We start from the raw sequence: 26,245 nt of genomic DNA, 5'->3' as shown, positions 1-26,245 counted from the left end.
TCGGCCGACAGTGGCCGGCCCCGGCCGTCGACGGCGAGGTGGACCTTGGGTGGTCAGCCCGCCCCGGGATCGGCCGAGGGCCTGGCGAGCCGGGGGCGGCCCGGATCATCCAGTTCGTCCCCGTCCGTGCCCCCTTATTTGTGAGCGCCCGCGGCGTGCTGGTGGGTCCGGTTGACCGTGAAGTCGACGGCGACGGTCCACTCCACCCGCCCCACCGCGTCGTCGCGGACCCGGACATGTCCCAGCAGCTTCGTCCAGGTCCCGTCCACTCCCCGCTGGCCTACTCTCGTCGGTGGAGAGTACGCCGGCGGAAAGCCACCTGGCCGCTCCCGTGTTGGTACTGCAAGGTCCTCCCGCCAGGGCGCCGGTGCCGACGAGTTCGACCGCGGCCCGGAGCCCGAGCGGAGCTCTTGCGGTCATCTCGCCTCCCCGGCGGTCTGGGTGGCGGCGGCGGTCGGGGCCTGGAGCAGGGAGGAAAGCCGGGCCAGAGCGGCGGGCAGCACCCAGTAGTAGACCCAGGTCCCGCGCCGCTCGGAGCCGACCAGGCCGGCCTCGCGCAGCACCTTCAGGTGGTGGGAGATGGTCGGCTGGGAGACGTCGAACGGCCCGGTCAGGTCGCAGACGCACGCCTCCCCGCCCTCGTGCGAGGCGATCAGCGACAGCAGTCGAAGCCGCACCGGGTCCGACAGGGCCTTGAACATCTTCGCCAGGTCGGCGGCGGCTTCCTCGCCCAAGGGTTCGCGGACCACGCCAAGCTCGCTGTATTGGCAGAGGTCGAAACAAGACCTCGGATCGGGGAGACCGCCATGCTCCGTGTTCAGCTCGCCCTGCGCGTCGCCGACCTCGAAGGCTCGATCGCCTTCTACTCCAAGCTGTTCGGCGCCGAGCCGGCCAAGCGTCGCCCCGGCTACGCGAACTTCGCCATCACTGAGCCCCCGCTCAAGCTCGTCCTCATCGAGGGCGAGATCGGCGAGGACACCCGCGCCGGGACTTGATCTTCTGGAAGCACCGTTCGACGTGGTTGCGCCGCTTGCAGCGGTCGGGGTCGAAGGCAACCGGGCGGCCGCCGGAGCCCTTCTGTTTCCGATTCGCCATCTGGTCCGCCCGCTCCGGGATCACCGCGGTGATGCGGCGGTCGGCGGCTGCGTTCGGCTTGGAGCCCTTGAGGAACGGCTGAGTCCTGTTAAGTGACGGCATGGCCACATCACGATTTGGGGTACAACTCCATTGTTCTCCCGCTCGACCCGGCGCCCCGACCTGGCGTGGCGGGACCAGCGGTGCTGCGTAACAGTCAACTGGCAGGCGAGTTCAGAGACTTACTGACACGATATAGGGGTGGTCGCATGTTCCTGAGCGTTCCCTTCGACGATGGCCAAGCGTTCGTCGTGGAACTGTCCGAAGGGGAGGGTTCCGGCGTGCTCCGGGCGGCTCGGGGAGATGCGCTGGTCGAGTCCTCAGCCGAGACCTTCGAGTCCGGCCTGGCCCGGGTACGGCAGGTCGCCGCTGCCCTGTTGGTGCGGCTGGCCGACCTACCCCGCAAACCCGACCACATCCGGGCCGAGTTCGGGATCAAGATCACAGCCGAGGCGGGGCTCGTCGTGGCCAAGGCGTCCGGCGACGCGCATTTCACCCTGGAGCTGGAATGGAGCCGCCACGAGAGTGAGGCATGAGCCGGCCCCCGGCCTGGGAGCGCGGGACGGCCCGCGTTCTCCACGACGGACGGCCGGTCGGGGCCGCGTTCCTGATCCCTGGACGGCTCATGCTCACCTGCTCGCACGTCGTCGCCGCCGTCGCGGGCATCCCGGACGACCATCCCCTCCCGGCGGACTTCCCCGTGACCGTCGACTTTCCGCTGCTTCCCGGCTGCCCTACGGCATCGGCCACGGTCCACGTCAGCGTTCCGGTGGCGGCCGACAACAGTGGTGACGTCGCTGTCCTGCGCCTTTCCGACACGCCGCCGGAGGGCGCCGTTCCCCTGCGGATTCTGGAGTCGGACCAGCTGGCCGGACACCGTTGGCGGGCGTTCGGGTTCCCCCGGTACGCCGGGCCGGGTGGCAGCAAGGACGCCGGAATCTGGACCACCGGCACGATCGAGGGCCGCGAGGGCACTGGCTGGTGGCAGCTGACCTGTGACGAGCACGCCGGGTTCCCGCTGGCCGGCGGGTTCAGCGGGGCGCCGGTGTGGGACGAGGAGTTCCAGGGCGTCGTCGGTGTCGTAGTCGCCGTCGAAGGGGACCAGCGGCGGCGCACGGGCTATGCGCTGACCGTCGAGTCGCTGGCCCGTGAATGGCCGGAACTACGCGTCCGACTGCTGGCCGACAGTCCCTTCCGCGAGCTGCTGGCGTTCACCGAACAGGACGAGGCGGTGTTCCACGGGCGCGGTCACGAGACGCGCCGACTGCTCGAACTCCTCGGAGAGCAGCAGGTGCCGGTGCTGCCGGTGCTCGGTGCCTCCGGGGTCGGCAAGTCCTCACTTGTCAGCGCCGGCCTCCTGGCCGGGCTCGATGACCGGGCCCACATGATCGCCCGCGTGCCCCACGGGCTGCGGCTCACCGCCGAGGAACTCCTCGCCTGGGCGCTCGCCTCGGTCGGTGACGCGGACCCGAGCACGGCCCAGTGGCACGACCGATGGACCGCCCTGGCCCGTCAGCTGGCCGGCGGCGAAGACGGACTGCGCACGGCACTCGAACAGACCTTGGCCGGCCACGGCAGACACGCCAAACTCCTCCTCGTCGTCGACCAGTTCGAGACCCTGCTCGCGGATGCGCCCGAAACGGCACGCAAGCTGGACGCGATGCTGGGTGTCCTGACCGCGCGGCGCACCGACGGCAGTAGGCCGGCTCAGGCCGTCGTCGTCGCCCGGATCGACTTCCTCTCCCAGATCGAGCAGCTTCCCGTCCTGCGCGCGGCCTGGGAAGCGACGCACGTCGTCGTGCCGCCGATGACCCGCGACCAGCTGCATGCGGCCATCACCCGACCCCTGGAGGCGCACGGCGGAGTCCGCTTCGCCGACGGCCTGGTCGAGCAGCTGCTCCGCGACACACCGCTCGGCGCGGCCGCACTGCCGATGCTGGAGTACACCCTGAGCCAGCTGTGGGAGCAGCAGGCCCACGGCATCCTCACCGCCGTCGCCTATCAGGAGCTCGGCGGGGTCGAAGGAGCGCTGGTCGGCAACGCGGAGCGCACCCTTTGGGGATGGGCGGACGAGTCCGAACGCGAGGCGTTGGAACGGATCTTCATCCAACTGGTCCGCCCGGCCGAGCAGCTGGACGCGGGGGAGCGTGGCCCCGACACCCGCAGGGTCGCCGACCGCACCCAGTTCTCCGACCGGGACTGGTCGTTGCTCCACCGGCTGGCCAGCACCCGGCTGGTCGTCGTGACCCGCCGCCCGAACGGACCGGACACGGTCGAACTCGCCCACCAGGCGCTGGTGGGGAGCTGGCCGCGGCTGCGGCGCTGGGTCGAGGCCAACCGGGCCTTCCGCACCTGGCAGGAGCGGCTGCGCCGTGCGCTCCGTGCCTGGCAGGAACAGGGACGACCGGCCGAACTCCTCCTCGGGCGACGCGAGGTCGAGGAGGCGAAGCGGTGGATCGCCGAGCGGGCGGACGAAGTCCCTTCCGAGGAGGCCGACTTCGTCGCCGCCGGCGCCCGGGCCCAGCAACGTCTTGCCCGTCGACGCCGGATCGTCCGGGGCGGCTTCGCCCTCCTCGCCGTCCTTGTCCTCATCGCCTCCGGCCTCGCCCTCGTCAACGCCCGGGCGGGCAGCGAGCAGCGGGACCTGGCCGCGAGCCGGCAGCTGACCGCCCGGAGCGCGAGCCTGACCGCCGCCGACCCCGCCATGGCCGCCCGTCTGGCCCTGGCCGCGCAGCGCATCCACCCGACGGCAGACACCCGGGCGCGGCTACTCTCCGCCGCCGGCTCACCCTTGATCAGCACGCTCATCGGGCATACCGGCCCGGTCAGATCGGTGGTGTTCAGTCCGGACGGGAAGGGCCTGGTCACTGGCAGCGAGGACGAAACGGCGCGGTTGTGGGACGTGGCCGCACGCCGCGAGGTGAGCACCCTGCCCGGCCGGAATCTCGACACGGTGGTGTTCAGCCCGGACGGCGGGACCTTGGCGACCTTCGACTACCCGGACCAAGGGGGGCGGCTGTGGAACGCCCGCACACTCGGCCCGGTCGGTGATCTCGCCGGTGCGGCGCAACCCCTGGGCTTCAGCCCCGACGGACGGATCCTGGCCACCGGAGGTCTCGGCGACGCCCTTGGGTCGGTGCAGCTGTGGGACGTGGAGACCCGCCATCAGCTGGCCACACTCACAGGTGTCAACGGTTCGTGGCCGATCTCGGCGGCGTTCAGCCCGGACGGGACGACGCTCGCCGTCGGCGGCGGCGCCGACCAGGAGGTGCGGTTGTGGGACGTGCGGACCCACGACCAGCTGGCCGTCCTCACCGGCCACACGGGCCAGGTGACGTCCGTGGCCTTCAGCCCCGACGGCAGCACCCTCGTCAGCACCGGCGGTGATGCCACAGTGCGGCTGTGGGACGTGCGGAGCCGCCAGGCGCTGGCGACTCTCACCGGCCACAGGGGTGCGGTGCAGGCGGCGGCGTTCAGTCCGGACGGGCAGACCTTGGCCACCGCCGGTCGGGACTGGACGGTGCGCCTGTGGGACGTGCCGACACGCCGGGCTCTGGTGACGCTCAACGGCCATACGCGCGACGTCAATGCGGTGGCGTTCAGCCCGGACGGAAGCACCCTGGCGAGCGCCGGTGAGGACAGCACGGTACGGCTGTGGGACATGCGCGCAGGCCGTCCGCTGGCCATGTTCGCCGGGCAGGGCGGTGCGATGCGCCCGGTGGCGTTCAGCCCGGACGGCCGGACGCTGGCCACCGGGGGCCATGACCAGGCGGCGCGGCTGTGGGACGTGCAGACGCACCGCCAGTCGGCCGTCCTCACGGGCCGGGGAGGCACGCTGCTCACGTTGGCGTTCAGTCCGGACGGGAAGACCCTGGCCACCGCGAGCGACGACGGGACGGCGTCGCTGTGGGACACCGCGACCCACCGCGAACTCGCCACCCTCACCGGCCACACCGGGCTGGTGGGCGCGTTGGCCTTCAGCCCGAACGGACGAACGCTCGCCACCGCCAGCTACGTCGACCAGACGGTGCGGCTGTGGGGCGTGGTGTCCCACAGCCCGCTGGCGACCCTCACGGGCACGTCGAGTCCCGTGGTCTTCAGTCCGGACGGCAACACCCTCGCCACGGGAGGCGGCACCACCGCGTCGACGGCGAAGTTGTGGGACGTGCGTACCCACGACCAGCTGGCCGTCCTCGGCGGCCACAAGGGCCTGGTGGGCTCGGTGGCGTTCAGCCCGGACGGAACCCTCCTGGCCACTGGCAGCTGGGACGGCACGGTGCGGCTGTGGGACGTGCGCACCCACGACCAGGTAGCCGTCCTCACCGGCCACACCGGTCTTACCCAGTCGGTGGCGTTCAGCCCGGACGGCAGCACCCTCGCGAGCGGCGGCCGGGACGCCACGGTGCGGCTGTGGGACGTGCGGACGCGGAGCCAGGTGGCCGTCCTGACGGGTCACGCCGACATCGTGTGGTCCGTGTCGTTCAGCCCGGACGGAAACACGCTAGCCAGCAGCAGCCAGGACGCCACCGTGCGGCTGTGGGACGTCCGGACGCGGAGCCAGGTGGCGCTCCTCACCGGCCACACGGGCAACGTGTGGTCCGCGCTGTTCAGCCCGGACGGAAAACGCCTGGCCACGAACGGCGAAGACACGACGGTGCGCCTGTGGGACACCGGGATGTACACCGACCTCGACGCCCTCATCGGCAGGGCCTGTGCCATCGCCGGCCGCTCGATGACCCGCGAGGAGTGGCACCAGTACGTCCCCGCCGGCGTGTCCTACCGCCAGACCTGCCCCTGACCGCCGTCCTCGTCCCGGACCGGGCGGGATCTTCGGAGCGCCGTTGCCCCGGTGCCCGGCTCCGGCGCGGTCCCGTCATTGTCGCCCCGGCCATTCGCAGGCGAGGCGGGGGCATGAGCCAGCTCCCACTCCTCCCGCGCCTCGTGGTGATCCCGGTCTTCGAGGGGATCGACGCGCTGGACGTGACCGGGCCCGACGAGATGCTCGCGTTCGCCACCAGGCTGCTGCCGCCGGGCTCGGCGGGGTACGATGTCCGGTTTCGTGTCGAGGGTGGGGCTGGCGGAGGTGTTCTCGGGCATCCCGCTGCACGTCGGCGAGCCGCTGCGCGAGACGCCGGTGCGACCCGGCACCCTGGCCTGGCCACCCGATACGACAAGAGCCCGGAAAGCTACACGGCAGGCCTGCACCTCCGCGTATTAATCATGTGATTGAAGTCCCTGGCCTCAACCACACGATCCGAACCTTGAACAGCCCCTAGGCGCAAGCCAGTTGCGTGCCACGGTCCTGTACGAGGCGCAGGCCGAGGGCGACGGCGCTGGTGAGGGTGTCGGTGAGCGGGTGGCCGGTGGCGGCGAGCTTGGCGGGGTGGTGCAGCCCGCCGGTGTGCAGCACCGCGTGGGCGCCGTTGGCGTGGGCAGCGTCGGCGTCGTCGACGGCGTCGCCGACCAGCAGCACCCGGTGCGCCTGCTCGGCGAGGCCGAGGGCTTCGAGGTGGGCGGTGAGCGGGGCGGCCTTGGTGCCGCCGGAGGGCCCGGTGCGGCCGTCGATCCGGGTGAAGAAGTGGCCGATGTCGGCCTGTTCGACCTCGCGCACGAGGGTGTCGTGCGGGCACAGCGACAGGAGCGACTGGGTGTGGCCGGCCTCGCGCAGGGCGGTCATCAGCTCGACGGCGCCCTCGCGCACGCGCACCGGCTGGGCGCGCAGGTGCTCCAGGAAGGCGTTGTCGCTGGAGATCCACTCCTGTCCGGTGATGGTGCGGCCGAGCAGACGGGCGTAGAAGTTGGGGATCGGCACGGTGTGCTTGGCCCGGTAGGTCTCCCGGTCGACCAGCTCGCCGCCGAGGGCGGGCAGGGTCGCGTTGAGCGCGGCGACGTGGGCGTCGAGGTCGTCCTTGACCGTTCCGTTCCAGTCCCAGACCACGTGCATGCGGATGGCGGGAGTTGCGGCGGCGAAGAGGGTGGTGTTCACGGCGGTGTCCTTCGGGATGGGCGTGGTGGTCAGGAGGAGAGGAGGCCGTTGAAGCGGCGCAGTAGCCACAGCGCGAAGGCGGCGCCGGCGAGCGGGACGGCGGCGACGAGCAGCGGGCCGGTCGTGTCCGCGAGGGCGGCCAGGGCGGTGCCGGCGGCCTGGCCGACGCCGATGCAGGCGATCAGCCAGGCGAACGCCTCGGTCGATTCCCCCTCGGGGGCGAGGCGGTCGACGGTGAGGAACGCGGCGGTCAGCAGCGGCGCAAGGAAGGTGCCGGGCAGCACGGCGCCCAGGACGGCGACGGCGGGCGCGGGGTCGGGCAGCAGCGGCAGCCATCCGGCCGCGAAGCCGATGGAGGCGGCGACCAGGTGCCGGGAGGGGGCGCCGGGCCAGGCGTGGCGGCCGTAGGCGAGGCCGCCGAGCATGCTGCCCAGGGACAGCGCGGCCGGCATCACCCCGGCCAGCCACCCGGCGTGGTGGCGCTCGGCGGCAGACAGCGCCAGGACGTTGACCGCGCCGAGCGCGACGCCGGTGCCGATCAGCGCGGCGAACAGCACCCGAAGCCCCGGCACGCGCAGCGGACCCGTCCAGTGCACCGCTTCGGTGAACTCCGCCGGCGTCCAGGCACGGGAGGGGCGGGAGGTGACGACCAGGCCGAACGCTTCCTTGCCGAACGTGCTCTGGTCCTGCGGCCCGAGACCATGTCCAGCGTCCGCGGCGGGCTGCGGCGCTTTGGACTCTGGCTGGACACCGAGCGCCCACATATCGACCGCCTCGACCAGCTCAACCGCGCTGACCTGGTCGCGTTTATGGAGTCGGTCCACCGGCTTCGCAAGATCAAGCAGCCCGACGAGCCACTCAGCCGGGCCTACCGGGCCGGCATCATCTCGACCGTCGCTGTGTTCTTCCGGCACGCCGCCGTCGCCGAATGGGACGACGTCCCGGCTCGCCCCCTGATCACGCATGCCGACGTGCCCCGCGTGGTCGAACGCGTCCCCCGGTTCATCCCCGAAGACCAGCTTGGACCAGTCATGGACCAAGTCCGGTCTCTGGAATGCCCGTTGCAACGGTGTGCGCTGCTGGTCGCCCGGTGGAACGGCGCCCGCCGCACCGAGATCCGCAAGCTCCACCTCGACTGTCTCGACGCCTACCCGGACGGCACACCACGACTGCGGCTCGCTGCCGGCAAGGCCCTCAAGGAACGCACCGTCCCACTCCACGAGGAAGCCGCCGACGCCATCCGTGCGCTTGTCGCGCTGTGGCAAGTGCAGCACGACCGAGGCATCCACGACTCCGACCTCGGACGCCCGGTGCGCTACCTGTTCCTGCGCAATGGCGGCCTCGCCGGGCCCGATTACCTGTTCGCCAACCCGCTCCGCGCAATCTGCCAGGAGCTCGGCATCCTCAACGGCGTCGGTAAGCCCCCGCCATCCACCCACATCGCTTCCGGCACACCCTGGGCACCCAACTCGCCGAGAGAGGCGCCCGTGTGCAGACCATCATGAAGGTTCTCGGCCACAAGAGCCCTGGCATGTCGATGACCTACACCCACATCTCCGACCCCACGGTCCTGGCCGACTACCAAGCCGTTCTGACACCCGGCGCGGTCATCGCCGGCCCGCTCGCCGACACTCTGCGCTCCGGACAGCTCGACCAGGACGCCCTGGACTGGCTCAAGACCAACTTCTACAAGACCGAACTCGAGCTCGGACGCTGCCTTCGCCTTCCTCAGGAAGGCCCTTGCGAGTGCGATCTCTACCTCAGCTGTGCGAAGTTCGTCACCACACCCCAGTACGCGCCGCGCCTGCGTGACCGCCTCTGTGTCGAGCGGCAACTGATCACCGACGCGAGGGACCGCAGCTGGGAGCGGGAGATCCAGCGCCACCAGCGCATCGCCGACCGTATCGCCAGCCTCCTGGACGACCTCGGCGAACCGCATGATCAGCCCGCCGACTGATCAGTGCAGTCGAGAATTGCACTGGTCCGACGACTCCGTCCGGGACAGGATGTGGCTATGCGTCACGCCCACGAGGACCCCGAGTCGCTCACTCTGATCCGCCGCTATGTCGCGCCCGACCAGCGCTACCTCAAACTCGGCGGCAGCTTCCTGCACATGACCGAGCGCAAACGCGCCAAGTTCGCAAGGGAACTCGGCAAGGCCGCCAGCAAAATCACACCTCGTGAACTGGGCACCCTGCTCGAAGGCGGGTGGCGAGAGCGCACGACCGCCGCCTGGCTCATTGCCGTCGCCCGCAGAACCGAGTTCCGTGAACGCCTCGGCGAGCTCCTGCTTGCCAGCGAAGTCTGCTTCGCGGGCTCGGCCTACTGCGTCACCTTCGCCACCTTCGGCACTCCTGCCGACGCGGACCTGTTGGCGAGTTACCTCGATCGCTACCTCCGACGCCCCGATCTCTACTACGACCAGACAGCCGCCATGGGCGCACTCCTGCACCTCGACACCAAGCTCGGTGCCGGTCAAGCGACCAAGTTCCTGGCTCCAGACGGCCTCTGGCACCAGTGGATCGACGGACCACCCCGCAAGGAGCACCACGACACACCGGACAGCTACCGCGAGATCACAGGCCAGTTTTGCGTCTTCGCTGATGAGAGCACGGAGTACTGCACGGCAAGGAAGCGGTGACACCGTCCCCGGCTGAGTGACACCTGATCGAAGGAATCTGCCGCCGCAGAACTCAAAGTTGTCCAGATGAGTGAGGAAGACCCTGGCCCGGTGGTGGGGTGCGCCGACGTCGGAGGCGTGAAGCACGAGCCGTTTCGCGTTGTACCGGAGCTGGGCCCGGGTGCCGAGTATGGCGCCAAGTGCCAGCAGATCAGGCTGGGTTGGGTCGTCTCCCAGGACACCACGGGAAGCGATCCACGTCGCCAGCGGAGGTGGCGACGGCGGGGGAGGTGAGGCGTCCTCGTACATCTCGACCACCAGCAGGCAGGAGCGGACGGCTTCGGCCGCGCGGGCCACGTGCAGCCAAAGACCGGATCGGGTTTCGGGGTTGAGTCCGGCGCGGAGGCCGGCGACCGAGACGTCTTCGGCAGGGGAAGCCCGCTTCCGCGTCAAGTCCGAGCGTGTTGTGCGTGTAGCTCCGCAAGGGCTGGGAGTTGCTGACCGGAACCGTCTCCTTGCCGTATCGCGGGTGGATTGAGGTGGACTGTGCTGTTGGCGAGGAGGCCGGTTGTGGCATGGTCTGGCCATGCCCTTCGATCACAACGACCACTACCATCGGCTCCTTCTGCGCCAGGTTCCGCCCGGCTGCCGCACCGCGTTGGACGTCGGCTGCGGGACCGGCCGGTTCGCTCGGCGGCTCGCAAGCCTGGGATTCGAGGTCGAGGCGATTGACTCGTCCGAGGAAGCGGTCGAGGCTGCCCGGGCGTCGTCTGCGGCTGCCGCCAGTGAGCAACGGCCCCGGTTCCGTCATGCGGACATCGATCAGGTCGAGTTGCCGAATGGGCACTATGACTTCATCTCCTGCCTGGCGAGCATCCATCACATGCCGCTCGGCACGGTCCGCGCTCTGCGGGACGCCCTGGCTCCGGGAGGTGTCCTCGTCATCCTGGGGTGCTATCCGGAGAGGACACGGACTGACTGGGCGTGGAGCCTGACTGCCGTGCCAGCCAACGCGATTGCTCGACTCATCGTTGCGGTCAAAGAGCGGATCAGCGGAGTTCGTCGTGGCGGGGCCGGGGTTCTCCAGGCCCCGGTGAAACCACCGACGATGTCCCTCGAGGAGATCCGACAGGAGGCTGTCGTTCTTCTGCCGGGCTTCACAGTCCGCAGACTCCTCTTCTGGCGGTATCTGCTTGTCTTCCGCAACCCAGCGTGAGAGGTAACTGGTCGCGGGTCACTCCCTGTTGTGGAACGGCAGCACGACGCTCCCGGGATGGGACTGTTCACGGAGGAGCCGGTGGTTCTCCACCTCCAGGACATGGATGACCCTCACGATAGACATCTCGTCCGCACCCACCGACACGGATTGATCGCCAGGACAGCACCTAGGAACACCTGAGTTTGAAGGACTTCGAGAAGGTCTTGAAGAACAACACCGACAACAAGGGCATAGCTCAGCAGGCTCCCGCATGACGGCAAGTTCTGCGCCTCACCGAGATGCCCTGACCTGGCCTTCTCCGCGACAGGGCCAGCTGTGCAGTAGCGCCTGCCCGCGCCCTCTCCGCGTCCGGGACCGCGTCCAAATTTCTCGGCTGGCGCCGGTTTCAGCCGCGACCCTCGCCCGTAGTGTCCAAAACAGGCGCCGGTCCATGGAGTCGGACACGTAAGCCGGGTGCCGGGGAGGCCGGCCCCGCGGTCAGCAGGAGGGCCTCCATGTTCAAGATTCCCGCACCGTTGGTGACCGTGATCGGTCTTGGTGGAGGCGCAAAAGCCCTGACCGTGGGCTCGGTGCCACTCGCGCTTGAGGTTGTGGTTCTGGTGTTCGCCGGCTTCATCGCTCTGGCGAATGCCGTGATCCCGCAGACCAGCACTCATCGGCTGCATTTGCTGCAGCTTCTCCTGGCTCGCCGGGACGCGGCGCGTGATCGTCGCGCTGAGCGACGTCGCGCGAAGGATCCCTAGCCTGGGTGTTTCGTGGGACGACGTCGACGTCGATCCCGAGGGTGGCGCCGTGCTCGATGGCCTGGGTCTTGTAGCCGGTGTCGACCCATGCCTTGGTGATGGTGGGGTGCGTGGCGGCGATCTGAGTCAGCAGTTCTTTGCCGGCTTCGTTGTCCGAGACCCTGGCCGCGGTCACCGTGACCAGCAGCAACAGGCCGAGGGTGTCGACGACGATGCTGCGTTTGCGGCCCACGATCTTCTTGCCGGCGTCGGTGCCTTGAGTGTCGGTGGGCACGCTGGGGGCGGTCTTGACGCTCTGCGCGTCGATGACACAGGCGGTCGGCGGTCCGTCCTTCCTGCTCGCGGACCAGTCGGTGTAAGCGGACGCCGAGTTTCTCGATGGTGCCGTCGGTGGTCCAGGTGCTGAGTAGCTGAAGGCGGTGGTGTGAGGTGGGAAGTCATGCGGCAGGTACCGCCACGGGATCCCTGTCCGGTTGACGAAGAGGATCGCGTTCATGACTGCGCGCAGGTCGGTGACCTTGCCGCTGAGTCCGAGGGATGTTTTCTGCCGCTGGTCCCGCCAGGCGGTCAGGGTCGGTTCCATCAAGGTCCAGCGGGCGTCGGACAGGTCGCTGGGATAGCCGGCGCGCGGCTGCTGAGTGGCCATAAGGTCACTGCTACACAGCGGTGTTGGGTTTGCCCATCACCCGATCGGGCGAGACGAAAGCGATATCCATCGCATTTTCGAACCGGACAGGAGCTTCTTGGGCGAGAGGGGATAAAACCGTGACGGTGCCCGCTCAGGCAGTCACGCCTTCCTCTCAGAAGGCCCATTCATAGCATTTTCGGACGCACAACAAAACAGCATAAGCCAGCATGTCAACGACACGAACGTCCTCCGAGGCTACACTCCGCGATCAACAACGAACGCCCCCAGGACCGTCGCGCCTCTCAACAATGGTCACGCCTGTTGGCAATCGCAATCGATTCGAAGAATTGTTGCGGGAAAGTGAGGTTGTCATTTGTCCATACCTGTAGACTTTGCCACAACGTTTGTGAGCAGAATCTCGGCCAGGCGAATAGCTCGCGACCGCCACTGTTAAGGAATGGCAGTGTTACACAATAAGAATCGTTGTGGTAGATTGAGTTGACAACGCCTCGCCATGACGCACTGCCGTCGCTCCTGAGAGTCAAGTGAGCGCCGCCTAGGCTGCATCCGCCCACATTACTCGTCACTTCCCAATAGAAATCTACCGAAGGCAAGTCGTGTTGGCCCGAGGTCACCGACCTGCTAGCCGTGGCTAGATGACCAGGTTGAATAGCGGAAGGCCGCGAGTTGGCAGATGTGATCAGCTGGCCGGCCATCACATGCAGGGGATTCGACTCATCGAATTTGAATTGCATGCGAACAAGCGGATGGCTGTGCTCGCGGCAGGGCGCTTGATCGATTACTTCGACCTTCCCGATGACCTCAGCGGGAACGTCTATCCATCCACTGTCGCAGGAGCCCGGAGCAAACGCGACGTATTTGTCCTTGTCCGACGCCTTGACCATGCCAGTGTACTGGTGATCGGACCGAAGCTTCCCCTCGGCCAGCGCTGCCACCAGTGCCTCGCCGGAATCAAACCTATTCTCGGCCATAGCGACTCCTCTCGCGGAGGTTCTCCGTCTACACCTGATCGCCGTTGTTGCCAGCCGCATAAGGCCCACCGTGCGGGGCTCTCCAGGATCGAGAAAGTGGTCGTGGGCGCTCAGATCTTCCGGCAAGAGAACCTTTTGATGGGAACAGAGTAAATACTTGTTCATGGATTGGTCTGCTCGGCCGACGCGCCTGTCAGGAGGTTTACTCCTCCAACGGGGGCAGCGGCTGCGGGTTGAGAGCCACTTTCTCGGCCGCGGTCTCGTAGAGGCGAGCGGCGGCGAGGTATAGGGAGCGGCCCTCGTCGGCACCGCTCAGGTTGGCCGAAATCTCAGCCAACACCACCGCAGTGAGGATGTCGCGCAACCAGGGCGGGCGGGGCGGCCGACCGGGCGCGGGTGTTCCGCACCAGTCGTCCATGTTCTGCACCAGCATGGTCAGGCTCATGTCTCCTCCTGGTATCCGGCTGCCATTTCAAGGTATCGGGGTGCCATCCGGGATGCCGACTCCGCCTACCAGAGACTCTGCATCGGTGCCACCGCCGACAGGGCTGAGCAGATCAACCATGAACGTGTGGTCGTGTGGAGCCACTGCGAACTCAGTATTTATGTTGCCGACGGCGCTTTGTCGCAGGAAGTAAATCTGTGGACGAAATTGCATCAGCCCAGAACCCGCAAAGAGTGTTTGTCCAGCCCGTCCCAGGGCGAGGCCGAGCCATATCTGGGTTGCAGGGGCGCCGGGCATCTGCTGCCGCGTGTCGCCGTCGTGGTCGAACTGCTTGGTCAGTGCGCCGAACCGGTAGACGCAGAACTGCACGAAGAACTCCGAGGTTTGGAACGATGACCAGAAACTCTGGTCCAGATTGAGGCCGAAGCGCAGCTCGACCTCTTCGTCCAAGCCAAACGTCGAATGCTGAGTGCCGTGAACTACGTCGGTCCACGAGATGCGGCAAAGTGGGCTGTTGAAGGTAAGATCTGCCATGACCATCCACTTCCCTATTCGACTGAGCACGCCGATCCATAGGGCAGTAAGTGGGAGGTGTGAGCGTGCTCCTGGCGCCGCCACGGTGCCTGCCGGGCTGTAGCGGCTGTCGAAACTGCCGTGTCCAGAGACCTGGCCTAAACGCCTTACCACACGACCGTAAATCCGCAGTCTACGGTCTGCATCTTGACGCCCGAACTCGGGCGCGGGGCGGTGTCCGCACCGGATGTTCAGGGGAACGGTTTCTGGCCAACTTCCGTGCGGCGGCCGCACTTCGCCCTCTCTGTCAGCACGCCTCGTCATGATCGCGGTGGCCACTGTCATCCCCGCAGACACCCACCCGACACCCACCTCCGCGCTGACCGGCATCGCCCAGATCACGAACTACAGCTGCCGTGTCTGAGCTGGGACGATGAACCTTGTCGAGGGGTTCTGTCGGTCCAGACGGAAGGCACTTTCTGCGTGCAGGGTATCGGTTCGCGTCCCAAGCTCCATGTCTCCGCTGACGGCGTGGGGGTGGTTGGTCACGCCGGTGCACGGTTGCTGGCGGATCTTGCCGATGCCACCGGGCTGACCACCGCGTGCTCCACTGCGCTCAGGCCGCTTCGGCCGCGCGGGACCGGACACGATCCGGGCCGGATCGCTACCGACCTGGCGGTGATGCTCGCCGACGGCGGCGAGACCATCACGGAACTGGCCGTTCTGCGTGACCAGCGCGAGGTGTTCGGCCCGGTGGCCTCCACGCCGACGGCCTGGCGGTTGCTGGCCGCCATCGACGAACGGGTACTGGACCGGCTGCGATCAGCCCGCGCCCAAGCCCGGGAGGTGGCCTGGCTGCAGGCAGCTGAGCGGGGCGAGGGCATACCCACAGCCCAGGCCGGGGGACGTGCCCTGCCCGGGCTGGTCCTGGATCTCGACGCCACGCTGATCACCTGCCACTTGGAGAAGGATCAAGCCGCCCCGACCTACAAGGGTGGCTTCGGCCTGATCGGTGATGCGGGTGGTGGACTCGGTGCCCATGGCCGTGATGGAGAGGGCCTCGACGTCGGGAGTGTTCACAAGAGGCTCCGGGAGGGCTGGTGTGGGTTGACGCGGTCACGGCCTCGGCTCGGTGCCGGGCCGAAGGGACGGACACTGTCCGGTGCCGGGGTGTTGTGGGCGGGAGGCGGCGCGGGGCTGCGGGCGAGCGCCGCCTGGACGCGTGTTGCTTCGCCGACATCGGGTCGTTGCCGCGGATCGGACGGGGACGTCGCCGTGCGCCAGCGGGCCCGCACCTCGTCGAGTGGACCGAGGGCGTGGAGCGCGTGGCCGATCAGCTGCCCGGGAGCGAGGCGCCGGTCGTCGGCATGGGCGGTGATCTGCAGCGCGGCGCCGGCGGCGGTGCGGGTGAGGGAGGAACGCAGGAGCTGATCACCCAGCCACTCGGCCGAACCCGTTGCCCCGTCGCGCAGCACCGGCCCCAGCTGCTCCTCAGTGATCGTGCCTTCGGCGAGCAGACCGCGTCGCTGGACCTCCCACAGCGTGGTGACCGTGGCCGGGAACGGCGAAGCCCTGGGGGCGCAGCCAGTCGAAGACCTCGCCGATCGCACCGTTTTGGTGGACGAGCAGGGACAGCATGAACTGCTCGTCGTCCGCCCGGGCCGCTGCGGGAGGTTCGGCAGCGGCAGGGAGAGAGGGTGTCCTCGGGGCGGTGGCCCGGGGTTGGGTTCCCCAGCGTCGCGAGTTCGTCCAGGACGCCCGCGAGCACGTCGGCCTGGGTGAGGGTGCCGTCGACCTCGTGCTCCGCAGCGTCTGCCTGGGCGACGGAGAGCAAGCGGATGGCGTGCTCGGTGACGGTGCGGTGGATGGAGCCTTCGAGCACCATCCGGCCGTAGACCGGGGCGTTGGCAGGGCGCGGGCATGCGGCGATCAGGGTATGCGGATAGGAGGCGGTGAGCCCGCGGACATGCTTGCCCGCCTCGGCGAGGGTGTCGTTCAGCCAGGCCAATGGCACCGGGCCCTCTGCGGTGAGCCCCGGGTGGCCGTCCGTGCGGAGCTTGCGCAGCGCGGCGAACAGGGCCTGGTGCGCGGGCCGGTAGAAGTCGCGCGGCTCCAGCCAGTCGAGGTTGCCGAGCTGGCGGGGGTCGAGCAGGACCGCTCCGAGTACAGCCTGCTCGCCCTGGAGCAGCGGGTCCATCACCGGCTCCGGCGGCGACGGGCGCCGCGGTCGGCGCGGAGCTGGGCGACCACGCGGTCGGCGGCGGACTTCGCGGCGGCGAAGCGGTCCAGCTCACCGGTGAACGTCGGATCGGTGGCGAGCAGGGAGCCGGCTGAGGTGATCAGCCACCACTGGCCGCCCCGGCGAACGACCGGCGCCCCGGCCAGTGGAGTCGAACGATCGCGGGCAGTAGGAGAGTTGGTGTCGGACATGAAGACCTTCTGGGTACTTGAGCGGTGGTTCAGCGGCTGCGGCGGGCACGGGAAGAGAGTCAGCCAGGGGCGACGGCGCCGGCTGAAGAAGCGACGGGTTCCCGGTCGGCACCGCCGGGTGGGGTGGGTCAGGCCGAGAGGGTGAAGTCGTCGCGGCCGGTGCTGCCCTTGGCGAGGGCGCGTTCGGTGATGGCCTTGGTGGCGCGGGAGGAGGCCGGGCCGATGTCCTTGGCGGAGCGCTCCTTGTACCAGGGCTTGAGGTCGAGCATCGCCACCTTCATGCCGGTCGCGAAGAGCAGGATCTTGCCCTTGGGGAGCGCGCGGCGTCCGGGTGCTCCTCAGCGCCGACGGCGCCACCCTGTACGCGTTCGTGCCCCATCAGGCCGACCCGCTGGTCGCCATCGACACCGCCACCATGACCGTCACCGTCACCGCCCGCGCCCAGGGCCCCGCCCCGACCGCCCTCGCGCTGTCGCCGGACGGCACCCTCCTCTACGCCCTCCACGCCGACCGCGCAGGCAGCATCCTCAACGCCGCCGACCTCACCGAGACCGGCACCTTCCCCAGCACCCCGGACGGGGCCCCGGCCATCGCCGTCGCCCCCGACGGCACCGTGTGCGTGGCCTACTCCGACCACACCTGCACGGTGATCGCCCCCGACGCCGAAGAGGCATCCGCTCCCGCCCGCCTGGCCGGCGCACCGCTGGCCGTGATCGCCGCCGCGGCCAGCGAGGCCGACCCCCAGCCCCAGCCCGAGTACGTCGGCCGGTACCGGCGCGACGCCATGCCGCGCCGGTACAACGAGTACTCCGAAGGGCACGGCATGTGGTCCACCGACGTCACCTGCGAGCAGGGCACCTTCGTGCCCGCCTACGACAAGGTCTCCGAGGGCTCCTACACCCTCACCGACGGCGTCGGCGTCTGGCGCAAGGCCGTCCTCGGCGGCGGCGAGAACAAGAAGTTCTACCGCATCCCCGCCTGGGGCAACCTGATCGTCGACGGCGACGACGTCACCTGGCAGTAGGGCCCCGCACCCACCCCGGCGGGCACAGTCCGGGGGTTCGCCGGGCACGTACGGCACGTCAGCGACGGTCGTGCCCGGCGGCCTGAGCGAGGTCTGCCGCGAAGTCCGGGTCCTCTCCCGGTTCCCGTGCCGGCACGGGGCCTCCCAGGCGGCCCGGGTTCGCCGGAGCGCCGGGTGGAGGCGTCCGGTCGGTACCTCGAAGACGCCTCGTGCGGCTCGGTCACGGTGGCCTCCACGTGCCATCAATGCTGCGCCCTACCACCCGAAGCCGATCTTCGAGGAACAGCAGGTGACAGGAACACCGAGCGCTGCCTGCGGGTGACAACTACCGCGAGCAGACCGTGACAATCATCGCGTTCAATTCCACATCTTCGCCCAGGTCAGACGGCTCATCGATGACGACTAGGGCGTTTCGTTCGGATCATCTGCTCGTTGGTCTGGATGTGTCGTTGACTGACGCGCAGTGGGCGCGGATTGAGCCGTTGCTGCCGGACCGGACACCGAAGCGTGGGGGTCGGTGGCGTGATCACCGTGAGGTGATCGACGCGATCGCCTTCAAGTTCCAGACCGGTTCGCAGTGGGTCCACCTGCCGGAGAGGTACGGCAACTGGCGGGGCGTCTACAACCGGCTTCGGATGTGGGCCGTCGACGGCACGTGGGAGCGGATGTTCACCGCCCTGACCGCCCAGGCGGACGCCGACGAGGACCTGGACTGGGCCGTCTCGGTGGACTCCACGATCGTGCGCGCACACCAGCACGCGGCCGGGGCCCGCAAAAAGGGGCCCCGGCCGGCGAGCCGGACGACCACGCGATCGGGCGGTCCCGCGGCGGGCTGACTACGAAGATCCACCTCGCCGCCGACGGCCGGTGCCGACCCCTGGCGTTCGTGCTCACCGCGGGCCAGGCGGGCGACGCGCCCGCCTTCACCGCGGTGATGGCCCGCCTGCGCGTTCCCCGGCCCCGTGGACGGCCGCGCACCAGGCCGGACGTGGTCCTGGCCGACAAGGCCTACTCCTCGCGCGCCATCCGCGACCACCTGCGCCGGCGCGGCATCCGCGCGGTGATCCCCGTTCCGTCGGACCAACGGGCGAACCGGCTGCGACGCGGAAGCCACGGAGGCAGGCCGCCCGCCTTCGACCGCGAGGCCTACAAGCGGCGCAACACCGTTGAACGGTGCATCAACCGCCTCAAGCAGTGGCGAGGCATCGCCACCCGCTACGAGAAGACCGCCACCATTTACCTGGCCGGACTCCACATCGCAGGCATCTTCCTCTGGTCCGCCCGGTGATCCAAACGAATCTGCCTAGGACTCGGTCGACGTTGTGTCGTCGGGAGACGCCGGACGGGAGTGCGGGCCAGCCCCTGCTCCGGTGGCGCGCGGCGCGCGGCGCGCACCACCCTGCGCGAGCCGCCCGGCCTCCCTCGGCGAACAGCGCCGTGGGCGGGGCGGACAACGCCCCCGACCCGCCCTAACCGAGTGCCGGAGGGTGCTCGGCCGGACGGCGTCCCCAGGCCGAGATCAGCGGCGCGAGTGTCAGGTCGAGTTCGCCCGCGTGGACGGCGGCCAGGTGCGCGTCGATCTCGGCGTCGTCGGCCAGGCCCGCCGCGAGCAGCTCGCCGCGCACGTGCCGGATGGTCGCCGCCTCCAACCGGTCGCAGGCCGGCCCGCCAACCGGGAAGGTGCCCGCCGCGGCGACATCCACCAAGCCGGCCTCACGCAAGGCCCACGGCAGGGTCCGGCCGTAGCGCAGGTCCGCGCCGCGGCGCGCCAGCAGCTCCCGGACCGCGTCACGCAGCCGGTTGGCCCGCCGCTGCGCGGGGCCGCTGTCGTCCAGGCACGCCAGCGGTTGCAGAGCGGTGTCGGCGTCCTCGACCAGCAGCCGGCCGCCGGGCCGCAGCGCTGCCGCCATCGTGGCCAGCGCCCTCGCCCGGTCGGGTACATGGACCAGCACGAGCCGGGCGTGCACCAGATCGAACGTCCCCGGCTCCGGCGGCGGGTCGGCGGCGACGTCGTGCCGTCGCACCTCGTACCCGTCGCCCGCCTTCAGCCACGACGGGTCGATGTCCGTGGCCAGCACGTGCCCGGTCGGACCGACGGCCGCCGCGAGCGCCCGAGGGATACCGGGGCCACCGGCCCCCACTTCCCAGCAGCGCCAGCCGGCACCGACCCCCAGCCGGTCGAAGTGCCCGCGCGTCACACCGTCGAACAGCTCGGCCAGCCAGACGAACCGCTCGCCCGCCTCGGCGCGCGCGTTGTCCAGCAGGTAGCCGCGGGCGGAAGCGGACTCTCCACCGGGCCCAGTGGTCCCGTCGGTCGGATCCGGTCGGCCACCGGCGTACGGCGGGCGGGGCGAGGAGGTCATGACCACATGGTCGACCTTCCCTGGCCGCCGGCGCCACCTTCTACGACCAGAACCACTTCATCCGTGAGTTCCTGCACTTCACCGGCCGGCGCCCGGCCGCACTGCTGGGCCGGGACTGCCGCATCTCTGCTACGAGCCGCCGCGCGGTCCCGGCCAGGCCGGGCACTGACCTGTGAACGACGGTGGCATTGCCCAGGCGTCGTGTCGGCGTAATTCCCCAGGTGCCGGCCTGGGCGGGTCAGCGCCTGGGGGCCCCGTCCGGGCGGAGCTGGATGAAGCTCCGCGGTTTGATCCTGCTGCTGCAGCATGCGTCGACCCCGCCCCGGGGATGGTCACCCATCCGCCAGGGCGGGGCCTTTGTGCGGGCGGGACCGGGCGGTGCGTCAGAACACGTGGGGCCGCGCCCGGCCGGGGTCGCCGGCCTCGACGCAGGCGCCCGGGTCCGCTCGGCGGGCCGGCGTAGGTCGGCCCGCCGGGCGGCCGGGTTGCGGTGGCGCTGGGCCCCACTCCGCTCGCTACTCAGATCAGTACAGGTAGACGACGCCCTGATAGTCCGAGACGTTCCCCGACTCGGTGACCTTGACCGCGACGTTGAAGCCGCCGTTCGGCACGTCGCACCACTTCTCGAAGGTGTCGTAGCTGGTGTTGTAGTCGTTGTCGGAGAACCAGTCGTACGACGACCCCTCAGCACCCGGATACTGCCCGCACTGCGAGGTGACCTGGAACCACGCGCGCTCGTCCGTCCTGCCGCGCTGGATCACGTTGTAGCTCATCTTCAGGTAGTTCGCGTTGACCACGTAGGCGCACATCGAGATCCGCGCACCGGACCGGGTGTCCAGCTCCGCGCAGCGCTGCCCGTCCGCGTGCGCCGCACCCGCACCGAGCCCCACGACACCGGCCGCGGCCAAGCCGAGCGCCGTGCCCGTGCCGGCGAGCCGCTTGATCATGCTCTTCATCGTCTCTCCTCGATCACTCGATCAGCGGTCAGTGGTAGACCGGGAAGTAGCTGTTGCTGTCCTGCACGCCGGACTCCGTGGTGTACACCTCGACGGAGCGGATGTAGCCCCCGGTGAGGCTGCCGCAGGTGTAGCCCAGGCTCCAGCTGGGCTCCTGCACGTCGTTGCCGGAGAAGTACTTCTCGCCGCAGCTCGACTCGACCTTGAACCAGACGCGCTCATCGGTGCTCCCAGCCGTCACCACGCTGTAGCTCATGCCCACCCAGCCCGGGTAGCCGTCCTGGTGCGCGCAGGCGCGGATCACCGCGTGGTAGCGAGTGCCGAAGTCGGTACAGCCATCGGCGTGAGCCGCAGTGGCGGTCAGACCGACCAGGCCGGCGGCGGCCAGGCCCACGGCCGCCGTGCTCGCGCTGAGACGCCTCGCCGCGCTCACCAGGTCACCCCCACGCCGCCGACCGAGTTGTTGCTGCCGGACTCCGATATCCAGCCGGTGATGCCGCCGACCTGGCCCGCGCACACCACCTCGAAGTACTTCGACGGCTCGCTGTAGTCGTTCCCCGACACGTCGGTGTAGGTGCCGCTCCCGCAGCCCGGCGTGTACGCGGTGAACCAGACACGCTCGTCGGTGGATCCGCGCCGGATCACGTTGTAGTGCATCGTGACGTCCCACAAGTTGACGCGGTAGATGCACATGTTGATCCGCGCCCCGTAGTAGCTGTCGAGCTCCTGGCAGTTGTCGGCGGCGTGCGCGCTCGTGCTGCCGAGTCCGACCAGCCCGGCCGTCGCCAGGCCCAGGGCCGCGCCGGTCGTGGCCAGGCGCTTGGTCAGTCGCATGGTTCTCCCGTCCGCCCCCGACAGCCCGGGGGCACCGAGGGGAGAGTCTGGTGCACCGGCTATGAGCACGCATCACATCCGCCGGAAGAGGTAATCATGATTCCGTTCAAGGGTGTCCACAGGGTCTTTTGGCCGGCCATGGCCCTTTCGCCCCCCATTTCTGTCGACCACGGCGCCCCGAGTTCCAGTCCGCCTTCCACTGGCACGCGCTCGACAGGGGCATCGCCCACACCTACATCAAGCCGGCGTCCCACACCTCAACGGCAAGGTCGAACGCTCACACCGCATCGACGCCGAGGAGTTCCACCGCGTGCTCGCCGGTGCCGTCATCGACGACACCCGGCGTCCTCAACGACAAACTCCGAGAATGGGAGGACTCCTACGACTTCCACCGCCCACACGGCGCCCTCGGTGGCCAGACCCCCCTACGAACGCCTCAAGCAGAAGACCCAGACCCGGATGTAACCGAGCTCCGGCAGATACACAGCTAGGCAGATTCGTTTGGATCACCGGGCGGACCAGAGGGAGATGCCTGCGATGTGGAGTCCGGCCAGGTAAATGGTGGCGGTCTTCTCGTAGCGGGTGGCGATGCCTCGCCACTGCTTGAGGCGGTTGATGCACCGTTCAACGGTGTTGCGCCGTTTGTAGGCCTCGCGGTCGAAGGCGGGCGGCCTGCCTCCGTGGCTTCCGCGTCGCAGCCGGTTCGCCCGTTGGTCCGACGGAACGGGGATCACCGCGCGGATGCCGCGCCGGCGCAGGTGGTCGCGGATGGCGCGCGAGGAGTAGGCCTTGTCGGCCAGGACCACGTCCGGCCTGGTGCGCGGCCGTCCACGGGGCCGGGGAACGCGCAGGCGGGCCATCACCGCGGTGAAGGCGGGCGCGTCGCCCGCCTGGCCCGCGGTGAGCACGAACGCCAGGGGTCGGCACCGGCCGTCGGCGGCGAGGTGGATCTTCGTAGTCAGCCCGCCGCGGGACCGCCCGATCGCGTGGTCGTCCGGCTCGCCGGCCGGGGCCTGACGGCGTCTGCGCCAACGGGACGAAGCGTTGGTGTTTCGCTATGCGCCGGAGGACAGTCGGTTTGCGGCCTGGTCCCATGGCTGAGGCTCGACCGGGTCGTCCCTGCCGAAGGCGTCCTCCTCGAACCAGCCCGTCCCTGCGAGCCATGTCTCCAGCCACGCTGCGAGGCTGGCGGAGTCGAGGAACCAACACTGATCCCACGATCCGCCGCTATACGGGTTCGGCTCGAAGAGCAGGACCTGACCGTCCTCACTGAGACAATCAACGCCTGCGTACATGGCACAGCCCCAGGTCAGGATCGGTACGACGCCTTCGGGCCACTCCGGGTGCTCCACGCCAACGGACGCTTCACGTCGCGTCAGGTATTCGCCAGCGACGCTGGCGTCCGGACCAAGCAGCGGCAGCAGTCGGTAGTCAGGGCCGAAGCCGCCGTCAGCGACCTCGCGATACAGGCGCGCAAGCAGGGGATGCAGCGCGAAGCCCAGTTGCCCCTCGGCCTCCGCAATCTGGGCATCGCCGACAGGCGCGGGAAGGTCCTCGTTGTCCGATGCGGCCCGGCTGGCGACGCGTTGCACGAGGTCATCAATGTCGGTCATGACCGTGATGCTGTCAGAGCCCGCCGACATGTCGACGGCCAGGGCCGCCGGGCGGACTGGTGGGCGACAGGAAGTTCAGAGAAGACGAACAATCAATGCTCGTTTCCAGTGCTGCGAAGAGTTCAGCGCACTCGCTGGCGAAGGAGCACAGCTGGTCCACGAACTGCCGAATACGCTGCGGGTCCCGGTCCCTATGGGGCGGAGCGTCGGTCCACTGCTGCCACAAGCCACCTACGGCAAGGTAGCGGGATGCGTGCTCGGTCCCGAGTGTGGCATCGAGGTGAAGCAGCGCGCCAAGAGCAAGGCCTTGGTCGTAGTCGAGGTCAGGGCGCAGCAAGTAGTGATCAAGGTATCTGCACAGCAAATCTGCGTCGGCACTATCGCCGAACGTGGCAAGAGTGACGCAGTAGGCCGCGCCGGCATAAGGCCCTCCGCTGGCCAGCAGAAGTTCGCCGATACGACTTCGGAACTCGGTCCTGCCAGCTACAACAACCAGCCAGGAGGCAGTCTTACACTCTCGCCACCCACCTTCGAAAAGGATGCCGAGCTCAGCGGGAGTGATCTCCGAGGCAGCCTGGACCAACTCCCTCATGAACAGATCGCGCTCAGGCCCGCTCAACCGCAGCGAGCTTCCACCCAGCCGAAGGTACCGGCGTCCGGGCGTAACGAATCGGCGGACCAAGCCCGACAGCTCAGGGTCAGTGTTGGCGTGACGCATAGCTGCATCCTTGCCCGGGTCAACACCCGGCTGCCAGCGGTTTAACCCCAGGGGCCGCCAAGCGGCGATCGTTAGTTCAGAGAAGCATGCATCCGCTGCCCGCTCCTGCGACCGGATCCAGCCCAGATGCCTCGCCTCACCGAGATCATCACCAATCTCGATGCCCGCATCGCCGAGGCCCAACGCGAAGGCTGGACCGGCGAAGTCGCCGGTCTCGAAGTCAGCCTGTCCTCCGCGATAGAGAAGCTCGCGGCCATGCAGGCCGTCTCCAAGAACGGGCGGACAACCGATCTTGGAATGCCCAGTTTCAAGCCCCCATACGGACGGGTTATCGAGGGGCCAGAATCGTGATCGCTCTGTCCACGATCGCGGCTGACTCCCACTGCCCGGAACGTGCTCGGGCCGCTCAGAACAAGCGGCCGAGGGTGTCTTGCCAGGTGGTGAGGGCTTGGGCAAGCTGGGCGGACGCTCCGGCTGCGCCGGTGATGGCGGCCATGGCCAGGCGGGCTCGGCTGAGCGCGCGCGGACGGTCCGGTTCGGCGGCCGCCTCAGCGACATCGGCGACGTGGTCGAGGAGCTGGGCTCGGTGGTCCGCGAGTGCGGGGTCCTGCTGGATGGCGTGGATGAGGTCCCGGAGAGCGGTGGCAGTGTCGCTCTGTCCGTCGCGATCGAGGGCGCCGACGGTGATCTCGATACCCCGGATCGTCTCGGCCACCGCGAAGCTGCTGTTCGTCACCTTGCTGTTGAACGCGCCTACGTTGCCGTTGATGATGACCGGCGCCCGCTGCGAGCCCTGGCCCGATGCTTCGATGTGGTCCGGCATCTGTTTCTCCACCTTCTCGAGATAGTCCAGGCCGAGCGTCAGATAGGCGCCGGCCAGTGCCACCGGGTGGGGTACGGTCCAGTCGCAGAACCGGAGCCCCTGGGTTACTAGTCGAAGACCTTCACCTATGTCGTCGTTGGTCAGACCGCGATCTAGAACTGCCGCCGTCGCCGTAACCCACGCCCGAATCGCGGGCACGGTCTGCTCTCCGGCGGCGCGTCGGAGCGCCTGCCCCGCCATGAGCCGCTCGGCGATCTCCTCACAAAACGCACGGCCGACAATGCCGTCCCTGAGGCGTCCGTGCCGCGGCGGATCCCGTTCCACAGGCGCGTCGAGGACCGGCCGCACGATTCTCAGCTCGGAGTACGCCTGAGCTAGCCACACGGCTCGGAAGCGGGCCGTCGTCAGTGCGATCTCGAAGTCCCGACGGGAGACGGTGGGCTCCAACACCTGCTGGAGGCGCTGCTGGTCCAAGGAGGACATGACGAAGAAGGCTTGGCCGGGCGGCGAGCCCCGGAACGTGCACGTGTAAGGAACAGAGGCAATGTAGGGGAGGAAGCGACTGTCGAGAGCCCACCGGCAGACGTGCCGGAGTGCGTTCAGAGCCTCCGGCCTCGGTTGCCCCAGAAAGTCGGTGCCGTTCTCACGCAGTGGGCCGAGAGCATCGAGAATTTCTCGGGCCTCGGACCCACAGTCCGCCAGCACCCCGTACAACCATTGACAGACAAGCTCATCTTCCTGCTCGATGATCCACCTGGCCGCTTCCCCCGCCCCAGCCTCCATGCCTGTCATGGTCCACTGATTCGTCTACAGCTGGCAACAGCCCCGCAACACGGACTACCCGCGCATAAGCGCGCACCGTGCAGGCTCCACTAGCCCACGAGCCCCCGCACCTTCCCCATCGGGCCGGCGCGGAACAGCCAGCCCAGCGGGGCAGGCGGCGTGGGGGTCACTCGCGGGCGATCCCTCAACCTCGTCGACGGCTAGGGAGACAGGCAATTCCCAGGACACTGAAACAGATGTCGGTCACTCACCGTGGTTTCACTACGGAAGTTGAGCCGGAGCCCATTCTCGTGGACAGAGCCCTGTGGGCTCCCCCTCGGTCAATCTGGGGCCCTTGCACCTAACACCTGTGACTCACTACTTTCAGTCACCATAGCCCGCCCCTCAGCGGCCACGCACCAATTGGCACGGCTTCCTTCTT

General features: G+C 68.8%; 25 protein-coding genes and 7 pseudogenes. 12 read left to right on the top strand and 20 right to left on the bottom strand.

The window, feature by feature from the left end; all coding sequences use genetic code 11:
• Positions 1-5: 5 nt before the first annotated feature.
• Positions 6-269: pseudogene (locus tag ACFV04_RS06345) on the bottom strand (IS5/IS1182 family transposase); the annotation flags it as partial.
• Between the two features lie 147 nt (positions 270-416).
• A complete protein-coding gene (locus ACFV04_RS06340) occupies positions 417-749 on the bottom strand; it encodes an ArsR/SmtB family transcription factor (RefSeq protein ID WP_380527167.1) in 333 nt (110 codons plus the stop codon).
• Between the two features lie 57 nt (positions 750-806).
• Here ACFV04_RS06340 and ACFV04_RS06335 point away from each other — a divergent pair.
• A pseudogene (locus tag ACFV04_RS06335) lies at positions 807-983 on the top strand (VOC family protein); the annotation flags it as partial.
• Here ACFV04_RS06335 and ACFV04_RS06330 read toward each other — a convergent pair.
• Positions 967-1,134 (bottom strand): annotated as a pseudogene (locus tag ACFV04_RS06330) (IS5/IS1182 family transposase); the annotation flags it as partial. The pseudogenes ACFV04_RS06335 and ACFV04_RS06330 sit on opposite strands and share 17 nt — an antisense overlap.
• Before the next feature lie 209 nt (positions 1,135-1,343).
• On the opposite strand from ACFV04_RS06330, the gene ACFV04_RS06325 reads away from it, so the two are divergent.
• The 3 genes from ACFV04_RS06325 to ACFV04_RS06315 all read left to right on the top strand — a co-directional run bounded on the left by ACFV04_RS06325 (position 1,344) and on the right by ACFV04_RS06315 (position 6,360).
• Positions 1,344-1,670: a CU044_2847 family protein gene (locus tag ACFV04_RS06325; RefSeq protein ID WP_380527165.1), complete on the top strand. Its 327-nt coding sequence runs from the start codon at positions 1,344-1,346 to the stop codon at positions 1,668-1,670.
• Positions 1,667-5,932, top strand: a complete 4,266-nt coding sequence (locus ACFV04_RS06320; protein WP_380527163.1) for a hypothetical protein — start codon at positions 1,667-1,669, stop codon at positions 5,930-5,932. The genes ACFV04_RS06325 and ACFV04_RS06320 overlap by 4 nt, the downstream gene beginning before the upstream one ends.
• 113 nt (positions 5,933-6,045) lie before the next feature.
• Positions 6,046-6,360 carry a hypothetical protein gene (locus tag ACFV04_RS06315; protein WP_380527161.1) on the top strand — a complete coding sequence of 105 codons (315 nt, stop codon included), beginning with the start codon at positions 6,046-6,048 and terminating at the stop codon, positions 6,358-6,360.
• 46 nt (positions 6,361-6,406) lie between these two features.
• Here ACFV04_RS06315 and ACFV04_RS06310 read toward each other — a convergent pair whose 3' ends face one another.
• Positions 6,407-7,120 carry an HAD family hydrolase gene (locus tag ACFV04_RS06310; RefSeq protein WP_380527159.1) on the bottom strand — a complete coding sequence of 238 codons (714 nt, stop codon included), beginning with the start codon at positions 7,118-7,120 and terminating at the stop codon, positions 6,407-6,409.
• Between the two features lie 29 nt (positions 7,121-7,149).
• Complete coding sequence (locus ACFV04_RS06305; protein WP_380527158.1) at positions 7,150-7,944, bottom strand: hypothetical protein; 795 nt, start codon at positions 7,942-7,944, stop codon at positions 7,150-7,152.
• Here ACFV04_RS06305 and ACFV04_RS06300 point away from each other — a divergent pair.
• The 4 genes from ACFV04_RS06300 to ACFV04_RS06285 all read left to right on the top strand — a co-directional run bounded on the left by ACFV04_RS06300 (position 7,930) and on the right by ACFV04_RS06285 (position 10,956).
• Complete coding sequence (locus ACFV04_RS06300) at positions 7,930-8,625, top strand: tyrosine-type recombinase/integrase (RefSeq protein WP_380527156.1); 696 nt, start codon at positions 7,930-7,932, stop codon at positions 8,623-8,625. The genes ACFV04_RS06305 and ACFV04_RS06300 overlap by 15 nt on opposite strands.
• Positions 8,550-9,077, top strand: a complete 528-nt coding sequence (locus tag ACFV04_RS06295; RefSeq protein ID WP_380527218.1) for a tyrosine-type recombinase/integrase — start codon at positions 8,550-8,552, stop codon at positions 9,075-9,077. The genes ACFV04_RS06300 and ACFV04_RS06295 overlap by 76 nt, the downstream gene beginning before the upstream one ends.
• A 57-nt stretch (positions 9,078-9,134) precedes the next feature.
• Positions 9,135-9,761: a DUF6000 family protein gene (locus ACFV04_RS06290; RefSeq protein ID WP_380343368.1), complete on the top strand. Its 627-nt coding sequence runs from the start codon at positions 9,135-9,137 to the stop codon at positions 9,759-9,761.
• Between the two features lie 565 nt (positions 9,762-10,326).
• Positions 10,327-10,956, top strand: a complete 630-nt coding sequence (locus ACFV04_RS06285; protein ID WP_380343366.1) for a class I SAM-dependent methyltransferase — start codon at positions 10,327-10,329, stop codon at positions 10,954-10,956.
• Between the two features lie 741 nt (positions 10,957-11,697).
• Here ACFV04_RS06285 and ACFV04_RS06280 read toward each other — a convergent pair.
• From ACFV04_RS06280 to ACFV04_RS06265, 4 genes and pseudogenes are all read right to left on the bottom strand, one after another.
• Positions 11,698-12,348: pseudogene (locus ACFV04_RS06280) on the bottom strand (IS5 family transposase); the annotation flags it as partial.
• 284 nt (positions 12,349-12,632) lie between these two features.
• A complete protein-coding gene (locus tag ACFV04_RS06275) occupies positions 12,633-13,322 on the bottom strand; it encodes a DUF6294 family protein (protein WP_380527154.1) in 690 nt (229 codons plus the stop codon).
• 202 nt (positions 13,323-13,524) lie between these two features.
• Positions 13,525-13,767, bottom strand: a complete 243-nt coding sequence (locus tag ACFV04_RS06270; protein WP_380527152.1) for a hypothetical protein — start codon at positions 13,765-13,767, stop codon at positions 13,525-13,527.
• A gap of 27 nt (positions 13,768-13,794) precedes the next feature.
• Positions 13,795-14,301 carry a hypothetical protein gene (locus ACFV04_RS06265; RefSeq protein WP_380527151.1) on the bottom strand — a complete coding sequence of 169 codons (507 nt, stop codon included), beginning with the start codon at positions 14,299-14,301 and terminating at the stop codon, positions 13,795-13,797.
• A 432-nt stretch (positions 14,302-14,733) separates the two neighbouring features.
• Here ACFV04_RS06265 and ACFV04_RS06260 point away from each other — a divergent pair.
• Positions 14,734-15,333: pseudogene (locus ACFV04_RS06260) on the top strand (transposase); the annotation flags it as partial.
• 280 nt (positions 15,334-15,613) lie between these two features.
• Here the strand turns inward: ACFV04_RS06260 and ACFV04_RS06255 are convergent.
• The 3 genes and pseudogenes from ACFV04_RS06255 to ACFV04_RS06245 form a co-directional block, all read right to left on the bottom strand.
• Positions 15,614-16,477 carry a DnaB-like helicase N-terminal domain-containing protein gene (locus ACFV04_RS06255; RefSeq protein WP_380527149.1) on the bottom strand — a complete coding sequence of 288 codons (864 nt, stop codon included), beginning with the start codon at positions 16,475-16,477 and terminating at the stop codon, positions 15,614-15,616.
• On the bottom strand, positions 16,477-16,710 hold the full coding sequence (locus tag ACFV04_RS06250; RefSeq protein ID WP_380527148.1) for a hypothetical protein: 234 nt from the start codon (positions 16,708-16,710) through the stop codon (positions 16,477-16,479). Before ACFV04_RS06250 ends, ACFV04_RS06255 begins: the two co-directional genes overlap by 1 nt.
• Before the next feature lie 128 nt (positions 16,711-16,838).
• Positions 16,839-17,033: pseudogene (locus ACFV04_RS06245) on the bottom strand (hypothetical protein); the annotation flags it as partial.
• 8 nt (positions 17,034-17,041) lie between these two features.
• Between ACFV04_RS06245 and ACFV04_RS06240 the strand changes: the two are divergent.
• Both ACFV04_RS06240 and ACFV04_RS06235 read left to right on the top strand, forming a co-directional pair.
• Entirely contained in the window at positions 17,042-17,734 is a 693-nt protein-coding gene (locus ACFV04_RS06240) for a hypothetical protein (RefSeq protein ID WP_380527146.1), read from the top strand.
• A gap of 395 nt (positions 17,735-18,129) precedes the next feature.
• A protein-coding gene (locus ACFV04_RS06235) for an IS5 family transposase (RefSeq protein WP_380527216.1) occupies positions 18,130-19,022 on the top strand; the annotation gives its coding sequence in 2 pieces (ribosomal slippage) (positions 18,130-18,511 and positions 18,511-19,022; 894 coding nt in all).
• A gap of 181 nt (positions 19,023-19,203) precedes the next feature.
• On the opposite strand, the gene ACFV04_RS06230 is transcribed toward ACFV04_RS06235, so the two are convergent.
• The 7 genes and pseudogenes from ACFV04_RS06230 to ACFV04_RS06200 form a co-directional block, all read right to left on the bottom strand.
• On the bottom strand, positions 19,204-20,097 hold the full coding sequence (locus ACFV04_RS06230) for a methyltransferase domain-containing protein (RefSeq protein ID WP_380527144.1): 894 nt from the start codon (positions 20,095-20,097) through the stop codon (positions 19,204-19,206).
• Positions 20,098-20,621: 524 nt separating this feature from the next.
• Positions 20,622-21,053, bottom strand: a complete 432-nt coding sequence (locus ACFV04_RS06225) for a hypothetical protein (RefSeq protein WP_380527142.1) — start codon at positions 21,051-21,053, stop codon at positions 20,622-20,624.
• 28 nt (positions 21,054-21,081) lie between these two features.
• Positions 21,082-21,486, bottom strand: a complete 405-nt coding sequence (locus ACFV04_RS06220) for a hypothetical protein (protein WP_380350195.1) — start codon at positions 21,484-21,486, stop codon at positions 21,082-21,084.
• The gene (locus ACFV04_RS06215; protein WP_380350192.1) at positions 21,483-21,887 is read right to left on the bottom strand and encodes a hypothetical protein; all 405 of its coding nucleotides are present in this window, start codon (positions 21,885-21,887) and stop codon (positions 21,483-21,485) included. The genes ACFV04_RS06220 and ACFV04_RS06215 overlap by 4 nt, the downstream gene beginning before the upstream one ends.
• A 506-nt stretch (positions 21,888-22,393) precedes the next feature.
• Positions 22,394-22,888, bottom strand: a pseudogene (locus ACFV04_RS06210) (IS5 family transposase); the annotation flags it as partial.
• A gap of 54 nt (positions 22,889-22,942) precedes the next feature.
• Entirely contained in the window at positions 22,943-23,500 is a 558-nt protein-coding gene (locus tag ACFV04_RS06205; protein ID WP_380527140.1) for an SMI1/KNR4 family protein, read from the bottom strand.
• Positions 23,501-23,513: 13 nt separating this feature from the next.
• Positions 23,514-24,218: a DUF6000 family protein gene (locus ACFV04_RS06200; RefSeq protein ID WP_380336007.1), complete on the bottom strand. Its 705-nt coding sequence runs from the start codon at positions 24,216-24,218 to the stop codon at positions 23,514-23,516.
• A gap of 126 nt (positions 24,219-24,344) precedes the next feature.
• On the opposite strand from ACFV04_RS06200, the gene ACFV04_RS06195 reads away from it, so the two are divergent.
• Positions 24,345-24,569 (top strand): hypothetical protein, encoded by a 225-nt coding sequence (locus ACFV04_RS06195; protein ID WP_380336004.1) that lies wholly within the window; start codon positions 24,345-24,347, stop codon positions 24,567-24,569.
• Positions 24,570-24,624: 55 nt separating this feature from the next.
• Here ACFV04_RS06195 and ACFV04_RS06190 read toward each other — a convergent pair whose 3' ends face one another.
• Positions 24,625-25,833, bottom strand: a complete 1,209-nt coding sequence (locus ACFV04_RS06190) for a hypothetical protein (protein WP_380527138.1) — start codon at positions 25,831-25,833, stop codon at positions 24,625-24,627.
• Between the last annotated feature and the right edge of the window lie 412 nt (positions 25,834-26,245).

This window comes from Kitasatospora sp. NPDC059599 (assembly GCF_042735125.1).
GTDB lineage: Bacteria > Actinomycetota > Actinomycetes > Streptomycetales > Streptomycetaceae > Kitasatospora.
Note: the sequence above shows the minus strand (reverse complement) of the source record. Positions and strands in the feature narration are given on the sequence as shown.

What these genes read in the sequence shown, in the direction of transcription:
- ACFV04_RS06325 (WP_380527165.1), top strand. Translation starts at nt 1,344, where the DNA reads ATGTTCCTGAGCGTTCCCTTCGACGATGGCCAAGCGTTCGTCGTGGAA.
- ACFV04_RS06320 (WP_380527163.1), top strand. Translation starts at nt 1,667, where the DNA reads ATGAGCCGGCCCCCGGCCTGGGAGCGCGGGACGGCCCGCGTTCTCCAC.
- ACFV04_RS06315 (WP_380527161.1), top strand. Translation starts at nt 6,046, where the DNA reads ATGAGCCAGCTCCCACTCCTCCCGCGCCTCGTGGTGATCCCGGTCTTC.
- ACFV04_RS06300 (WP_380527156.1), top strand. Translation starts at nt 7,930, where the DNA reads ATGGAGTCGGTCCACCGGCTTCGCAAGATCAAGCAGCCCGACGAGCCA.
- ACFV04_RS06290 (WP_380343368.1), top strand. Translation starts at nt 9,135, where the DNA reads ATGCGTCACGCCCACGAGGACCCCGAGTCGCTCACTCTGATCCGCCGC.
- ACFV04_RS06285 (WP_380343366.1), top strand. Translation starts at nt 10,327, where the DNA reads ATGCCCTTCGATCACAACGACCACTACCATCGGCTCCTTCTGCGCCAG.
- ACFV04_RS06275 (WP_380527154.1), bottom strand. Translation starts at nt 13,322, where the DNA reads ATGGCCGAGAATAGGTTTGATTCCGGCGAGGCACTGGTGGCAGCGCTG.
- ACFV04_RS06270 (WP_380527152.1), bottom strand. Translation starts at nt 13,767, where the DNA reads ATGAGCCTGACCATGCTGGTGCAGAACATGGACGACTGGTGCGGAACA.
- ACFV04_RS06265 (WP_380527151.1), bottom strand. Translation starts at nt 14,301, where the DNA reads ATGGCAGATCTTACCTTCAACAGCCCACTTTGCCGCATCTCGTGGACC.
- ACFV04_RS06255 (WP_380527149.1), bottom strand. Translation starts at nt 16,477, where the DNA reads ATGGACCCGCTGCTCCAGGGCGAGCAGGCTGTACTCGGAGCGGTCCTG.
- ACFV04_RS06250 (WP_380527148.1), bottom strand. Translation starts at nt 16,710, where the DNA reads ATGTCCGACACCAACTCTCCTACTGCCCGCGATCGTTCGACTCCACTG.
- ACFV04_RS06230 (WP_380527144.1), bottom strand. Translation starts at nt 20,097, where the DNA reads ATGACCTCCTCGCCCCGCCCGCCGTACGCCGGTGGCCGACCGGATCCG.
- ACFV04_RS06225 (WP_380527142.1), bottom strand. Translation starts at nt 21,053, where the DNA reads ATGAAGAGCATGATCAAGCGGCTCGCCGGCACGGGCACGGCGCTCGGC.
- ACFV04_RS06215 (WP_380350192.1), bottom strand. Translation starts at nt 21,887, where the DNA reads ATGCGACTGACCAAGCGCCTGGCCACGACCGGCGCGGCCCTGGGCCTG.
- ACFV04_RS06205 (WP_380527140.1), bottom strand. Translation starts at nt 23,500, where the DNA reads ATGACCGACATTGATGACCTCGTGCAACGCGTCGCCAGCCGGGCCGCA.
- ACFV04_RS06200 (WP_380336007.1), bottom strand. Translation starts at nt 24,218, where the DNA reads ATGCGTCACGCCAACACTGACCCTGAGCTGTCGGGCTTGGTCCGCCGA.
- ACFV04_RS06195 (WP_380336004.1), top strand. Translation starts at nt 24,345, where the DNA reads ATGCCTCGCCTCACCGAGATCATCACCAATCTCGATGCCCGCATCGCC.
- ACFV04_RS06190 (WP_380527138.1), bottom strand. Translation starts at nt 25,833, where the DNA reads ATGACAGGCATGGAGGCTGGGGCGGGGGAAGCGGCCAGGTGGATCATC.